The sequence below is a fragment of the Mycolicibacter senuensis genome (assembly GCF_002101885.1).
Classification (GTDB): domain Bacteria; phylum Actinomycetota; class Actinomycetes; order Mycobacteriales; family Mycobacteriaceae; genus Mycobacterium; species Mycobacterium senuense.
In genome coordinates this window covers 1-13753 of the sequence record NZ_LQPS01000008.1, presented here as the reverse complement: position 1 = coordinate 13753, position 13753 = coordinate 1, and the positions used below count along the sequence as shown (strand labels likewise).

The window sequence follows — 13753 nt, the reverse complement described above, 5'->3', positions numbered from 1 at the left end:
CTTAGAATCGGTGGTTCGTCCCGGCGTCGACCGTCGACCGCCCGAGAGCTGGAAGAGCTGCCCGTGCCGATGCACTCCCCCCGCCGGCCGTTTTGCGGCCTGCTGTTGTCGCTGCTGCTGCTGACGGCATGCTCAGCCAACCCCGTCACCGCGCCGCCACCGACCATCCCGGCGGCGGAGCCCGCCGTCTCACCGGCGGCGTCGCAGCGCCCGGCCGGCACGGTGCGCCCGCTGCGCGCTCCGGTCACCGGCGCGGTGTTCGACGCCGCCACCGGCCTGCTGGTGGTGCTGTCGCCCGGTCCCGACCCGCAGGCTCCCGCGCGCGTCAACCTGATCGGCGCGCCCGGCCACCCGGCGGTGGCGCTGCCCGGCCCGGCGACCGCGCTGGCCGGCGACAGCAGCGGGTTCGCCTACCTGTCCGGCCGCGGCGGCTACTTCACCGTCGACCTGCGCACCCGCCAGGCCAGCCGGGTCGACGTCGATGACGCCGCCGACGTCGATTTCACCGCGATCGCCCGGCGCAGCGACGGCACGTTGGTGTTGGGCAGTGCCGACGGCGCCGTCTATACCCTGACCGCCGACGGCTCCCGGACCGCAGAGCGGACGACGATCTTCGCCCGCGTCGATCAGATTGTGACGCAAGGCGATACCTCGATCGTGCTGGATCGCGGCCAGACGTCGGTGACCACCGTCGGCGCCGACGGGAAGCCGCAGTACGCGTTGCGCGCCGGCCAGGGCGCGACGACACTGGCCGCTGATCCGCACGGTCCGGTGCTGGTGACCGACACCCGCGGTGGCCAGTTGCTGGTGTACGGCAGCGACCCGCTGATGCTGCGGCAGGCCTACCCGGTGCCGGAATCCCCGTACGGGGTGGCCGGCTCGCACGGGTTCGCCTGGGTGTCGCAGACCGCGACGAACACCGTGGTCGGCTACGATCTGACCACCGGAATACCTGTGGAAAAGGTTCGATACCCGACCGTGCAGCAACCCAACACCCTGGCCTTCGACGACACGTCGGACACCCTGTACGTGGTGTCGGGCGCCGAGGCCGGAGTCCAGGTGATCGAGCACGCCACGAGGCAACGATGACCGCGCTGCGGCCACGCCGGTTGCCCGCGAGCTGGGAATCCGAACTGTCCGATGACTACGAGTGGATTCCGCTGCGGCTGCCGCCGGAGGTCACCCGGATCGGCGCCTCGACCCGGTTGGCGATCGAAGCCGAGTATCGCGGCTGGGAGCTGACCCGGGTGCGGCTGTATACCGATGGGAGCAGGCGGGTGCTGTTGCGCCGCAAGAAATCCCATATGAATGCGATCAGCGGGAACCGCTGCGTCGACCAGCCGGGGCTGTAGCCGGATGGGGTGGTACGGCGCGCTGCGCCGCGCACTGTTCCTGGCACCGCCCGAACGCAGCCACACGTTCGCGTTCGCCGCGCTGCGCGGGGCCACTGCGCTGTCCCCGACGCGCCGGTTGCTGCAACGCCGGCTGGCGCCCCATGATCCGGTGCTGGCGAGCACGGTGTTCGGTGTGCACTTCCCCGGTCCGCTCGGGCTGGCCGCCGGGTTCGACAAGGACGGCGTCGGGCTGAAAGCCTGGGGCGCATTGGGTTTCGGTTACGCCGAGGTCGGCACCGTGACCGCGGCGCCGCAGCCGGGCAACCCGGCGCCGCGGTTGTTCCGGCTGCCCGACGACCGCGCGCTGCTCAACCGGATGGGATTCAACAATCATGGTGCCGGCGCGCTGGCCACCCGGCTGGCCCGCCATCACGCCGACGTGCCGATCGGCGTCAACATCGGCAAGACCAAGGCCACCCCGACCGAGGACGCGGTTGACGACTACCGGGCCAGCGCCCGGTTGCTGGCGCCGCTGGCCGACTATCTGGTGGTCAACGTCAGCTCGCCGAACACCCCGGGTCTGCGCGATCTGCAGGCGGTCGAAGCACTGCGGCCCATCCTGGCCGCGGTGCGCGCCGAGACCACCCGGCCGGTACTGGTCAAGATCGCACCGGACCTGGCCGACGCCGACCTGGATGCCGTCGCTGACCTGTCGGTGGAGTTGGGCCTGGCCGGCATCGTGGCCACCAACACCACCGTGTCGCGTGCGGGCCTAGCCACCCCGGGGGTGGCAGAACTGGGGCCCGGCGGTGTCTCCGGTCCGCCGGTGGCGCGCCGGGCGCTCGAGGTGCTGCAGCGGTTGTACGCCCGCGTCGGTGACCGGCTGGTGCTGATCAGCGTCGGCGGGATCGAGAACGCTGACGACGCCTGGGAGCGCATCACCGCCGGCGCCTCGCTGCTGCAGGGCTACACCGGCTTCATCTACGGCGGTGGCCTGTGGGCGCGCAACATCCACGACGGCCTGGCCGACCGGTTGCGCGCCGGCGGTTACGCGTCGTTGACCGAAGCGGTCGGCTCGGCCGCCCGTTAGCAGGCAACCTCGCCGACCGGGAGGTTTGGCTACGTCTGTTCGTAGGTGCCGACGATCACCGCGCGGGCGATCGCGTGCATGAACAGGTTGAAGCCCAGGTAGGCCGGGCTGGCGTCCTCGGCCAGGTCCAGCTTCTCGGTGTCGACGGCGTGCACCGCGACGTAGTACCGGTGTGCGCCGTGCCCGGCCGGCGGGGCGGCGCCCACGTAGCGGCGCATCCCGGCGTCGTTGACCAGCGTGACGGCGTCACCGGGCAGCAGGCTGCCGTCACCGACGCCCTCGGGCAGCTCGGTGCAGGTCGCCGGCAGGTTGGCCACCGCCCAATGCCAGAAGCCGGATGCGGTGGGCGCGTCGGGGTCGTAGACGGTGACCGCGAAGCTGCGGGTCTCCTCCGGGAAACCCGACCAGCTCAGCTGCGGGCTGGCGTCCTCGCCGCCGGCCCCCATGATCCCGCTGACCTGCGGTTTGGCCAGCGATCCGCCGTCGGTCAGCGACGACGAGGTCAGCGTGAACGTCGGCAGCTGGGGCAGTGCGGCGTACGGGTCGGGAGCGTTGGTCATGGCTTCGTCCTCTCGTTGGGATCAACAGTGTGTCAGGAAGTGGTGCAGTACGCGGGCACCGAACTCCAGTGCGTCGACCGGAACCCGCTCGTCGACGCCGTGGAACAATGCGGAGAAATCGAGATCGGGCGGCAGCCGCAGCGGGGCGAACCCGAAGCAGCGAATACCCAATTGGCTGAAGGCTTTTGCATCCGTGCCTCCGGACAGCATGTAGGGCACGGTCCGGGCGTCGGGGTCACACGCCAGCAGCGCGGCATTCATCGCATCGACCAGATCGCCGTCGAAGGACGTCTGCACCGGCGGCAGGTTGGTGATCCATTCGCGGGTGACGTCCGGGCCGATCAGCGCGTCGACCTCGGCTTCGAACGCCGCCTGGCGGCCGGGCAGCACCCGGCAGTCCAGCACCGCCTCGGCCGTCGCGGGGATCACGTTGGCCTTGTAGCCGGCCTGCAGCATGGTCGGGGTGGCCGTGTCGCGCAGGGTGGCGTTGACGATGCGGGCGATCGGCCCCAGCTTCTCGACCATCCCTTCCAGGTCCGGCGAATCGACATCGATGGCATAACCGGTCTCCTCGGCGACCGCGGCCAGGAACTGCTCGACGGCCTCGGTGAGCACCAACGGGAACCGGTGGCTGCCCAGTCGGGCCACCGCCTCGGTCAGGATGGTGACGGCGTTGTCGTCGTTGATCATCGACCCGTGGCCGGCGCGGCCGTGGGCCCGCAACCGCATCCAGCACATCCCCTTCTCCGCGGTCTCGATCAGATAGAGCCGGCGCTCTCCCCCGTCACGACGCGGCACCGTCAGCGAGAAGCCGCCGACCTCGCCGATCGCCTCGGTGACCCCGGCGAACAGGTCCGGCCGGTTCTGCACCAGCCAATGCGCGCCGTACTTGCCGCCGGCCTCCTCGTCGGCCACGAACGCGAACACCAGATCGCGCGGCGGAGTGATGCCGGCGCGGGCCAGGTAGCGGGCCACCGCGATCATCATCCCGACCATGTCCTTCATATCCACCGCGCCGCGGCCCCAGACGTAGCCGTCGGTGACCGCGCCGGAGAACGGGTGCACGCTCCACTCGCTCGCCTCGGCGGGCACCACGTCGAGGTGGCCGTGGATCAGCAACGCCCCGCGGGAGGGGTCGCTGCCCTTGAGGCGGGTGAAGACGTTCCCCCGGCCCGGCGCGCCGGACTCGATGTATTCGGTCTGATAACCGACTTCCTCGAGCTGGGCGGCCACCCAGCGGGCGCACTCGGCTTCACCCTTGGTGGTTTCGGGCTCACCGGTGTTGGAGGTGTCGAACCGGATGAGCGCACTGACGAAGTCGACCACTTCGTCGGCAGGATCGGGACAGACCGTCACAGTTACCTTTCCTACCACTTCACCGGAACGGCCCCGGGACGACGCGGTGCGGGCTGGGTTTGGGTGCGGCGATCGGCATCCGTTAGCCTTAGCTGCCCGGCCTGCGCCGGGACGGTCCGAGTGGCGGAATGGCAGACGCGCTAGCTTGAGGTGCTAGTGCCCTATTAACGGGCGTGGGGGTTCAAGTCCCCCCTCGGACACCGCGTGCGATGAGTCGCGTCCGCGCTTCGATGCCACCAGCCTCCGCGGCGAGGCAGTTTCCCGGCCAGCAGCGACGACCTGCTCGGCGTCGTAGGCTCGATAGGGACATGACTCGTCCAGGCCGCTCGAACCAGACGTCGGCTCGCACCTTCCGCGACCGCCGTGACGCCGGCCGGGCGCTGGCCGAACGGCTGGCCGACTATCGCGACGCCGACGGCCTGTTGGTGCTGGGTCTGGCCCGCGGTGGGGTGCCGGTGGGCTGGGAGGTCGCAGCGGCACTGAATGCCCCGCTGGACGTGTTCCTGGTCCGCAAACTCGGTGTGCCGCAACAACCCGAGCTGGCGATGGGCGCGCTGGCCGGCGGGCAGGTGGTGATGAACGACCAGGTGCTCAGCAGCCTGGGTATCGGCGACGACGAGGTGCAGTCGGTGATCAACCGCGAATCAGCCGAATTGCGCCGGCGCGATCACGCCTACCGCGGCGACCGGCCTCCTGTCGATATGCACGGCCGGGTGGTGATCTTGGTCGACGACGGCATCGCGACCGGAGCAAGCGTGCTGGCGGCGGTGCGGGCGGTGCAGTCGGCCGAACCGGCCAGGACCGTGGTCGCGGTACCCGTCGGCCCGCTCATGGCGTGCCGCAAGATCGCCCAAGAGGCCGATGATGTGGTGTGCGCGACGACGCCCGACTCCTTCGACGCCGTCGGCCAGGCCTATCTCGACTTCCGTCAGGTCAGCGACGATGAAGTCCGCGACCTGCTGGCCACACCGACCACCGCTGCGAGCTAATCCGCAGGGTGCGCGACCGGTTCGTCGGCGTCCTCGCCGGCCGTCTCGTCGGCCGTCTCGTCGTCGTCCGTGCCGACCGCCTCGTCAGCCGCTTCGGCCACCTCGGACGTCTCGGCCGCGGCTTCGTCGTCCTCGTCGAGCACGGCATCGGAATCTTCGGGTTCCTCGCCCGGCTCCGGAGCGGCGGGCCGACTGCCGCGACGACGCTCGCGCAGCGCGTCGACAATCAACAACAGCACCCCCAGCAAGCTCGCGGCAATGCACACCCACGCCACCAACGCATTACTGGTGACCACGGCGAACACCAACGCAGCAAGCCCTATTGCGGCCAATACCAGCGCAATGATCAGCATCGATTCACCTCCCACCCGAAGGGCAGACTACGCGATTCCCGGGTGCGGCGGCTCGGCTCCCCGGCTCAGTTCGTACCGCGGTTGAAATGGTTGAACCCGCCGCCGTCGCTGGCCGCGCTGGTGTCGACCGGTGCCGCAGAACCCCGCTGCCCCAACTCCTCGAGCTGGGATTCCAGGTAGGTCTTGAGCCGGGTGCGGTACTCGCGCTCGAAGGTGCGCAACTGCTCCAGACGGCCTTCCAGCACGGTGCGTTGCTGGTTGATCGTGCCCATGATCTCGGAATGCTTGCGTTCGGCGTCGGCCTGCAGCGCATCGGCCTTCTCCTGCGCTTGGCGCAGCTGGGTCTCGGAGCGCGTCTGCGCATCGGTCAGCATGGCGTCGGCGCGCTGTCGGGCGTCGGCGACCGTCGTCTCCGCGGTCTGCCGTGCCTCGCTGAGGATCTGGTCGGCGTTGGCGCGGGCGTCAGCCATCAGCTTCTCGGACTCGGCCCGGGCGGTGCCGGTCAGCCGGTCGGCGGTGTCCTGAGCCAGGCTCAGCACACGAGCCGCCTTGAGGTGCTGGTCTTCGGTGGGGGGCTCCGGCGCGGCGGCGGCGACGACCGGCTGCGGCGCCGACGGCTCGGGAGACGGCTCGTAGACCGGGATCGCGGTGGTGGGCTGCTGGCCACCACCACCGGCGCGGGCCGCGGCGAGATCCTGGTCGAGTTCGCTGACCCGCTGGCGCAGGTCTGCGTTCTCCTCGATGAGGCGGGTCAGCTCGCCTTCCACCAAGTCGAGAAACGCGTCGACCTCGTCCTCGTTGTAGCCGCGCTTCCCGATCGGCGGTTTGCTGAACGCGACATTGTGCACGTCTGCCGGTGTTAGTGGCATGGTCTGCCCCCTTGAGTCAGGTAGTTAGCACCGATCGGGCAAGTGTAGGTCGACCGGGAATGCGCTAGCCGTGTAGTAACTGCCGTCCATCCTGTCACATCAGGCGCTGGGCTCGGCAATGAGAATGATATTAAGAGTGAATTTCAAATTGCTGCCACAGGAATCACGTTTCGGCAAACACAACTGATGGCGGCAATCGCCGATCCGGCAGGTGAGCCGCGCCGACGATCCGGCTCGTCCCGAGCCCCGCGGGCTACCGGGCCGACCGCCCGGGTCGTATTATCTACAACGCCGACCCGTAAATATTGACGGCAGGTGGCCGGAAAGGCCGACGCAGGTTACGACCAATCGGAAGGACTCTTCAGGATGACAACCAACGACGTGGTCGTGGCGACCAGCGCGGCGGACTCGGGCGCCGTCGATGACGTACGGTCCGGCTACGCGGAGCTGCTCGGCCGCCAGGCCGCGCTCGGGGCGGCGGTGTTCGCCGCGGTGGGTACGGCCGGTCCGGCCTTCGACGACGCCCACCGCACCGTGCAGGCATTCATCGAGCAAGCGGTACGGCCCCAGCTGCGGGCCGCGGTGGAACTGATCTATCCGGCGTCGGCGGGCGTCGAACGGTCGCGGCTGCTGGTCGAGGGGCTGCTCGGCGAGACCCACCTGATCGAGCAGGCCGCCGCGCGCATCGCCCGCGACACCGACCGGGTGCAGATCGCCGCGCACGTCGAGGCGCTGCGGGTGCTGCTCGAGGCACTGCTGGGCAAGGTCGCCGACCTGCTGCTGCCTGCGCTCGCGGAAGCCAGCGGGGTCTCATTGGCCGATCTGGCCGCCCAACTGCCGGCGATCCCCACCGAGCTGGGGACATCCGCTCAGCCCGGGCCGGCCGCGCACGGCCATGGCCACGGCCACGGCCACGGCCACGGCGGTTGCGGCTGCGGCGAGGAGGACGAGGAGATGCCCGAGCTCGACGTGCGCGAGATTCCGCACGCGATCCGGCACGCGACCGTGTTCGGGGCCTTCGATGCGGTTCCGACGGGCGGCTCGATGCTGCTGGTGGCGCCGCACGACCCGATTCCGCTGCTGCGTCAGCTCGCCGAGCGCAGCGGTGGCCGGCTGGCGGTCGGTTACGAGGAGCGCGGCCCTGAGGCGTGGCGGTTGCGGCTGACCCGGGTCTGAGGGCGTCCGGGGTGGCCCGGCACCAGAATCCGGGTCGCCCCGGCGCTTGGCCGCCGGGTTTCAGGCGGCGTGCTGGAGCGCCAGTTCCATTCCGATGAACGCGATCAGCAACAGCACCATGATCGACAGGTCGATGCGCACCGCCCCGATGGTCAACTGCGGTATCAGCCGCCGCAGCAGTTTCACCGGTGGATCGGTGATGCTCATGATCAGCTCCAGGATCACCACGGTGGCGCCACGCGGGTGCCAGTCCCGGCTGAACGAGCGGACGAACTCGATGACGATCCGAGCGATGAGCAACAGCCAGAAAACGAACAGCGCGATACCGAGAATCGTGAAGAACAGCGCCAACGGAATGCGACCTTACTGACGAGGGTGTGCCCGCATCAGCAACGCTGACCGGCCCGACTGTCGCTCCAGCCTACCGATAGGCGTAGAAGCCGGTTTCGGCGATGCGGCGACGCTCCTCGGGCGTCACGTCGACGTCGGCCGGCGAGAGCAGGAACACCTTGGTCGCGACCTTGTCGAACGAACCGCGCAGGGCGAACGCCAGCCCGGCGGCGAAGTCGACCAACCGCTTGGCGTCGGCGTTGTCCATCGACACCAGATCCATGATCACCGGGGTGCCGTCGCGGAACCGCTCACCGATGGTGCGCGCCTCGCTGTAGTCCTTGGGGCGCAACGTGGTGATCTTGGACAGCGGGCTGCTCTCGTCGAACATCATCGCCATCCGGCGCGGGTCCATCGCCAGGGCGCCGCGGGTCGAACCGCGCAGCGAGGCGAACCGCGAACGTTCGAAGTCGCGGGGCCGGTCGAAGTCGCGACCCCGGTACCGCGGGTCGCGGACATCCTCGTCGTAGCCGCCGCGGTAGCCGGCCGGCGCCTCGTCGTACTCACGGCCGTCGAATCGATCGTCGTAGCGACCCTCGGAGCGACCCGCGACCCGGTCGAAGACGTCCTCGGAGAACCGCTCCCCCCGGGGTGCGTAGTCGCGCGACGAGGCACGCTCATCGCCGTCGTCGTAGTAGTCGTCGTCGTAGTCCTCCATAGGAGCCATCCCGAAGTAGGCCTTGACCTTGTGGAGTGTGCTCATCATTGGACCCTTCTCTGATGACTGTGATGAAGGTGTGACTGAAGTGACTAATTATGGTGACGGTAATGGTCGAGTGCGCCTGGGTGCGGCAACGACACGCGGACAGGCGCAACCGGTTTCACGGCCCTCCGCCGGCGCACCGGCGCCGCCGGCTCATTCCAGCCACACCAACGACGCGAGCCGACCGGTGCGGCCGTCCCGGCGGTGACTGAACAGCTTCGGGTCGGCCGCCGTGCAGCGCGGGTCGGCGTCGATGGCCTCGACGCCCAATTCCCTTAATTGCCGGGCGATTCCGGCCCGCAGGTCGAGGCCGGGGGTGCCGGCCGACGTGCGGGTCCGGCTACCGGGCAGCGCCGCCTCGACCTCGTCGGCCATCGCCGCGGGCACCTCGTAGTGCGGCCCACTGATCGCCGGGCCCAGCAGCACCGAAATGCCACCGGGCTGCGCCCCCGCCGCGAGCATTCCCGCCAGCGCACGGGCCACGATCCCGCGCTGCGCGCCGACCCGGCCGGCGTGCACCGCCGCCACCACGCCGGCCCGCGCATCGGCCATCAGCACCGGTACGCAATCGGCGGTCACCACCACCATCGCCAGCCGGGGAACGCCGGTGATCAGTGCGTCGGTTGCGTCGACCGCCGTGTCGCGCGGTTCGTCGACGACCACCACCTGATCACCGTGCACCTGGTTCATCCACACCAGGCGGTCGGCACCGAGTCCGGTGGCCTTGGCCAATCGCGCACGGTTGGTTGCCACCGCCGCCGGATCGTCGCCGACGTGATCGCCGAGGTTGAAGCTGTCGAACGGGGCAGCCGAGACGCCGCCGGACCGGGTGGTGGTCACCCGCCGGACGCGGAAGGTCACCTGCTCCTGGCCGAACGCTAGTGGCGCATGAACGGCGGGACGTCGACGTCGTCGTCATCGCAGCCGTCATCGCCGTTCCGGCCGCCACCGACACTGACCGTCGCACCGTTGGTCGGGGCGGGCACACTGACCGCGTCGACCGGGTCGAACAACGACGACGTGACCTTGCCGGCCTGCCCGGGGGCCACGGCATGCCGTGGTTGGCCCGTCGTCCCGGTCACCGGCTTGCGGCCGGCACCGGCCGAGTCGAAGCCCGCCGCGATCACCGTCACCCGGACCTCGTCGCCGAGCGAATCATCGATCACGGTGCCGAAGATGATGTTGGCCTCGGGGTGAGCGGCGTCCTGGACCAGCGAAGCCGCCTCGTTGATCTCGAACAACCCCAGGTCGCTGCCGCCGGCGACCGACATCAGCACGCCCTGGGCGCCCTCCATCGAGGCCTCCAGCAGCGGCGAGTTGATGGCGATCTCGGCGGCCTTGAGCGCCCGCCCGTCGCCGCGGGACGACCCGATGCCCATCAGCGCGGTGCCCGCACCGCTCATGATGCCCTTGACGTCGGCGAAGTCGACGTTGATCAGCCCCGGGGTGGTGATCAGGTCGGTGATGCCCTGGACACCGTTGAGCAGCACCTCGTCGGCACTGCGGAAGGCGTCCATCAACGAGACCTGCGCGTCACCCATCTGCAGCAACCGGTCGTTGGGGATCACGATCAGGGTGTCGCAGCTCTCGCGCAGCGCGGCGATGCCCAATTCCGCCTGGTTGCCGCGCCGCTTGCCCTCGAAGGAGAACGGCCGGGTGACCACGCCGACGGTCAGCGCCCCGAGCTTGCGCGCGATGGTGGCGACCACCGGTGCGCCGCCGGTGCCGGTGCCGCCGCCCTCACCGGCGGTGACGAACACCATGTCGGCGCCGCGCAGCAACTCCTCGATCTCGTCCTTGGCGTCTTCGGCGGCCCGGCGGCCCACTTCCGGGTCGGCGCCGGCGCCGAGGCCGCGGGTGGATTCGCGGCCGACGTCGAGTTTGACGTCGGCGTCGCTCATCAACAATGCCTGTGCGTCGGTGTTGATCGCGATGAACTCGACGCCCTTGAGGCCCTGCTCGATCATCCGGTTGACGGCGTTGACGCCGCCACCACCGATACCCACGACTTTGATGACGGCCAGATAGTTGTGCGGTGGGGTCATCGTTCGTCTTCCTCCCTGGTGGGATCTGATCCCTCTCTGGGGCCTGGCTTACCGCTGAACTTCCCGAACTGCCTTACGAAAAACCCTGGCCAAACCCTCAACCTCAACCAAAGGCTTAGAATTATGTCAAGTTGTTCCGCGTAACCGCCACAGTAGGGCCGCCCCGCCCGTCCTCGGCTCCGACGCGCCGAGACACACCGGGCGAATTTTCTCGGCTGCGCCGCACCCGTTCCGCCCCGACCCCGTCGAGGCGGAGTATCGCGACGGGTTCGTCGCGTGTCGGTAGCAGGATTCCGGCTCGGCGGAAAGTACCGGCTGCGCTAGCGGACGGTGGGCAGGTCCGGACTCGACACGTCATAGGTGTGGCCGGGCTGGGTGAGCAACGCCGCCAGCTTCTGCGCCTTCTCCGCGGTGCGATCGGTACTGCCCCAGACCACCACCCGGCCGTCGGCCAACGTCAGGGTGATCGAGGCGACCGACGGGGCGGCCACCCGGGTGACCTGGCCGGCGACCTCGGGTGCCAGCGCGGTCATCACCTGCAGGGCGGCGCGGCTGGCCGGATCCGTCGGGCCGGGATTCTCGACGTCGAAGACCGGCAGCGGCGCCGGCGGCGGCGCCGTCGCGAAGTCGACGCCGTCCCGGTCGAACAGATGCGGGCCGTCTGGGTAGTCCTTGAACACCACCGGGACCCGCTCCGCCACCGTGATCGACAACACCGAGGGGTACTGCCGCTGCACCCGGGTGCTGGCGACCCGGCGGATCGCCGCGACCCGCTCGGCCACGCCGCCGGTGTCGATCTGCAGCAGCGGGGTGCCGGGCTGCACCTTCGCGACGTCGATGACCTCCTCGCGGGTCACCGCCGCAAGTCCGGTGACCTCGATGTCGCGCACCGACATCACCGGCGTGAAATACAGGATGAGCCCCAGCCCGACCAGCAGCACCACCGCAAGGAAGGTGGCCAGCACCATCTTCAGACCCCGGATGGCGCCCCGCGGAACGCCTTTCTGCGGCTCGCCGGAGCCGGCCCGGATCCGCCGCTTGGCGTCCCGGCGGGCCTGTTCGATCGCCTCGGCGCGCGCCTGAGCCGCACGCCGCTCGGCGCGCTCCCGCCGCGCCCGCCGCCGCGGGCCCTCGGCCGCCGCGGGCTCCTCGGACTCTTCGGACTCTTCGCCGGCCTCGGCGTCACCGGCATCGGTCTCCTGGCCGGCGTCGGTGCCTTCGACGACGTCGGTGTCCTGGCCGCCGTCGGTGTCCTCGACCGCTGCGGGTTCCTCGAGGCCCTGGGCCGCGGTGTCGCCCACCGGGTCATCCGGGGTTTCTTCAGGCGGCGTACTCACAGCACGCCCGGGCGGCCGGGAAGGGTCCGGTCCGACCGCGCCCGCAGCGCGGTCACGATCTCCGGGCCCAGCACGGTCACATCGCCGGCGCCCATGGTGACGATCACGTCACCGGGCCCGGCAGCCGCGGCCACCGCCTGCGGCACCGCGGCGAAGTCCGGCAGGTAGTGCACCGGAACGCTGACATGCTCGGCGACACTCGCTCCGCTCACACCGGGCAACGGCTGCTCGCGGGCACCGTAGACGTCGAGCACGAACACCTCATCGGCGCCGTTCAGCGACCGGCCGAAATCGGCCGCGAAAGCCTTTGTCCGCGAGTACAAATGCGGCTGAAAAACCACCAGGCTGCGGCCCGTACCGCACTCGGCGAGCAAGGCGCGGACCGCGGTCAGCGTCGCGGTGATCTCGGTGGGATGGTGTGCGTAGTCATCGAAGACCCGCACCGACCCCGACGTGCCCGCCGAGCCCACCAATTCGAACCTGCGCCGCACCCCGTCGAAACCGGCCAGACCATCGAGCACGGCATCCAGCGGCGCGCCGACCTCCACCGCAGCCAGCAACGCACCGAGCGCGTTAAGCGCCATGTGCCGGCCCGGTACCGCCAGGCGCATCGCCGCCCGGTGAGCCGATCCGGCCAGCGCGACCTCGGCGACCGCGCCGGTACCCTGCTGCTCCCAGCTCAGCAGCGAACCGGCCAACTCCCGCTGTCCGGGCCGCTCGGTGCCGTAGCGCAGCACCCGGATGCCCTGTGCCGCAGTGCGGTCCGCCAGCTCGGCGGCGCCGGGGTCATCGACGCACACCACCGCCGCGCCGCCCGGCGTGATGCGCTCCATGAACGAGTCGAAGACCCGGGTATAGGCCTCGGGACTGCCGAAGAAGTCCAGGTGGTCGGCTTCGACGTTGGTCACCACCGCGACGTTCGGGGTGTACTCCAGCAGCGAGCCGTCGCTCTCGTCGGCCTCGGCGACGAAGAACGGTCCGCTGCCGTGATGGGCGTTGGTGCCGGCTTCAGCACCGGCCGAACCCAATTCGCCACCGACCGCGAACGACGGATCCAGGCCGCAGTGCTGCAGCGCGACCACCAGCATCGACGTGGTGGTGGTCTTGCCGTGCGTGCCGGTGACCATCAGCGTGGTGCGCCCGGCCATCAACATGGCGAGCACTGCCGGGCGCAACACCACCGGAATGCCGCGGCGGCGGGCCTCGACGAGTTCGGGGTTGGTCTTGGGGATCGCCGCGTGGGTGGTCACCACCGTGGTGACGCCGCCCGGCAACAGATCCAGCGCCGAGGCATCGTGGCCGATCCGCACCTGCGCGCCCCGGGCCCGCAGCGCGTGAATCCCGCGCGACTCCTTGGCGTCGGATCCCGACACCAGGCCGCCGCGGTCCAGCAGGATGCGGGCGATACCGGACATGCCCGCTCCCCCGATGCCGACCATGTGCACCCGGCTCAGCTCCGGTGGGAGCTGTTCGGCGCTCACTGGTCTACCTTCCTGAGGTCATCGCTTCTGGATGAAGCGTTGATGCACCCGAGGTGCCACCAGGTCACTG

Annotated in this window: 15 protein-coding genes and 1 tRNA gene; 6 read left to right on the top strand and 10 right to left on the bottom strand. The window is 69.9% G+C overall.

From position 1 onward, the window contains the following. Positions 1-69 precede the first annotated feature (69 nt). Genes AWC24_RS00705 through AWC24_RS00695 form a run of 3 tightly spaced genes read left to right on the top strand, consistent with a single transcriptional unit; the run spans position 70 to position 2424 of the window. Positions 70-1089: a YncE family protein gene (locus AWC24_RS00705; protein WP_085081663.1), complete on the top strand. Its 1020-nt coding sequence runs from the start codon at positions 70-72 to the stop codon at positions 1087-1089. Further along, positions 1086-1352 (top strand): DUF5703 family protein, encoded by a 267-nt coding sequence (locus tag AWC24_RS00700; RefSeq protein ID WP_085081597.1) that lies wholly within the window; start codon positions 1086-1088, stop codon positions 1350-1352. Before AWC24_RS00705 ends, AWC24_RS00700 begins: the two co-directional genes overlap by 4 nt. A 4-nt stretch (positions 1353-1356) precedes the next feature. Continuing rightward, positions 1357-2424 (top strand): quinone-dependent dihydroorotate dehydrogenase, encoded by a 1068-nt coding sequence (locus AWC24_RS00695; RefSeq protein WP_085081596.1) that lies wholly within the window; start codon positions 1357-1359, stop codon positions 2422-2424. 29 nt (positions 2425-2453) lie between these two features. Here AWC24_RS00695 and AWC24_RS00690 read toward each other — a convergent pair whose 3' ends face one another. After that, positions 2454-2984: a YbhB/YbcL family Raf kinase inhibitor-like protein gene (locus AWC24_RS00690; protein WP_085081595.1), complete on the bottom strand. Its 531-nt coding sequence runs from the start codon at positions 2982-2984 to the stop codon at positions 2454-2456. Between the two features lie 21 nt (positions 2985-3005). Continuing rightward, positions 3006-4340 (bottom strand): M20/M25/M40 family metallo-hydrolase, encoded by a 1335-nt coding sequence (locus AWC24_RS00685; RefSeq protein WP_085081594.1) that lies wholly within the window; start codon positions 4338-4340, stop codon positions 3006-3008. A 114-nt stretch (positions 4341-4454) separates the two neighbouring features. Between AWC24_RS00685 and AWC24_RS00680 the strand changes: the two genes are divergently transcribed. After that, positions 4455-4540 (top strand) — tRNA-Leu (locus AWC24_RS00680). A 108-nt stretch (positions 4541-4648) separates the two neighbouring features. Further along, a complete protein-coding gene (locus AWC24_RS00675) occupies positions 4649-5329 on the top strand; it encodes a phosphoribosyltransferase (protein ID WP_085081593.1) in 681 nt (226 codons plus the stop codon). On the opposite strand, the gene AWC24_RS00670 is transcribed toward AWC24_RS00675, so the two are convergent. Together AWC24_RS00670 and wag31 are read right to left on the bottom strand one after the other, a co-directional pair. Beyond that, a complete protein-coding gene (locus tag AWC24_RS00670; protein WP_085081662.1) occupies positions 5326-5682 on the bottom strand; it encodes a DUF308 domain-containing protein in 357 nt (118 codons plus the stop codon). The two genes, AWC24_RS00675 and AWC24_RS00670, sit on opposite strands and share 4 nt — an antisense overlap. Positions 5683-5747: 65 nt before the next feature. Continuing rightward, on the bottom strand, positions 5748-6551 hold the full coding sequence (gene wag31 / locus AWC24_RS00665; RefSeq protein ID WP_085081592.1) for a DivIVA-like cell division protein Wag31: 804 nt from the start codon (positions 6549-6551) through the stop codon (positions 5748-5750). Positions 6552-6917: 366 nt separating this feature from the next. On the opposite strand from wag31, the gene AWC24_RS00660 reads away from it, so the two are divergent. Beyond that, positions 6918-7727, top strand: coding sequence for a DUF2249 domain-containing protein (locus AWC24_RS00660; RefSeq protein WP_085081591.1), 810 nt, complete (start codon positions 6918-6920; stop codon positions 7725-7727). 60 nt (positions 7728-7787) lie between these two features. Here AWC24_RS00660 and AWC24_RS00655 read toward each other — a convergent pair whose 3' ends face one another. The 6 genes from AWC24_RS00655 to murC form a co-directional block, all read right to left on the bottom strand. Continuing rightward, positions 7788-8078 carry a YggT family protein gene (locus AWC24_RS00655; RefSeq protein ID WP_013828685.1) on the bottom strand — a complete coding sequence of 97 codons (291 nt, stop codon included), beginning with the start codon at positions 8076-8078 and terminating at the stop codon, positions 7788-7790. Positions 8079-8148: 70 nt separating this feature from the next. Next, on the bottom strand, positions 8149-8820 hold the full coding sequence (locus AWC24_RS00650) for a cell division protein SepF (protein ID WP_085081661.1): 672 nt from the start codon (positions 8818-8820) through the stop codon (positions 8149-8151). A 153-nt stretch (positions 8821-8973) separates the two neighbouring features. Continuing rightward, positions 8974-9681, bottom strand: a complete 708-nt coding sequence (gene pgeF / locus AWC24_RS00645; protein ID WP_085081590.1) for a peptidoglycan editing factor PgeF — start codon at positions 9679-9681, stop codon at positions 8974-8976. Positions 9682-9698: 17 nt separating this feature from the next. Next, a complete protein-coding gene (gene ftsZ / locus AWC24_RS00640) occupies positions 9699-10865 on the bottom strand; it encodes a cell division protein FtsZ (RefSeq protein ID WP_085081589.1) in 1167 nt (388 codons plus the stop codon). 320 nt (positions 10866-11185) lie between these two features. Beyond that, entirely contained in the window at positions 11186-12202 is a 1017-nt protein-coding gene (locus tag AWC24_RS00635) for a cell division protein FtsQ/DivIB (protein ID WP_085081588.1), read from the bottom strand. Next, positions 12199-13683, bottom strand: a complete 1485-nt coding sequence (gene murC / locus AWC24_RS00630; protein WP_085081587.1) for a UDP-N-acetylmuramate--L-alanine ligase — start codon at positions 13681-13683, stop codon at positions 12199-12201. Before murC ends, AWC24_RS00635 begins: the two co-directional genes overlap by 4 nt. Between the last annotated feature and the right edge of the window lie 70 nt (positions 13684-13753).

Coding starts and splice junctions, on each gene's coding strand:
- AWC24_RS00705 (WP_085081663.1), top strand. CDS start 70: ATGCACTCCCCCCGCCGGCCGTTTTGCGGCCTGCTGTTGTCGCTGCTG.
- AWC24_RS00700 (WP_085081597.1), top strand. CDS start 1,086: ATGACCGCGCTGCGGCCACGCCGGTTGCCCGCGAGCTGGGAATCCGAA.
- AWC24_RS00695 (WP_085081596.1), top strand. CDS start 1,357: ATGGGGTGGTACGGCGCGCTGCGCCGCGCACTGTTCCTGGCACCGCCC.
- AWC24_RS00690 (WP_085081595.1), bottom strand. CDS start 2,984: ATGACCAACGCTCCCGACCCGTACGCCGCACTGCCCCAGCTGCCGACG.
- AWC24_RS00675 (WP_085081593.1), top strand. CDS start 4,649: ATGACTCGTCCAGGCCGCTCGAACCAGACGTCGGCTCGCACCTTCCGC.
- AWC24_RS00670 (WP_085081662.1), bottom strand. CDS start 5,682: ATGCTGATCATTGCGCTGGTATTGGCCGCAATAGGGCTTGCTGCGTTG.
- wag31 (WP_085081592.1), bottom strand. CDS start 6,551: ATGCCACTAACACCGGCAGACGTGCACAATGTCGCGTTCAGCAAACCG.
- AWC24_RS00660 (WP_085081591.1), top strand. CDS start 6,918: ATGACAACCAACGACGTGGTCGTGGCGACCAGCGCGGCGGACTCGGGC.
- AWC24_RS00650 (WP_085081661.1), bottom strand. CDS start 8,820: ATGAGCACACTCCACAAGGTCAAGGCCTACTTCGGGATGGCTCCTATG.
- ftsZ (WP_085081589.1), bottom strand. CDS start 10,865: ATGACCCCACCGCACAACTATCTGGCCGTCATCAAAGTCGTGGGTATC.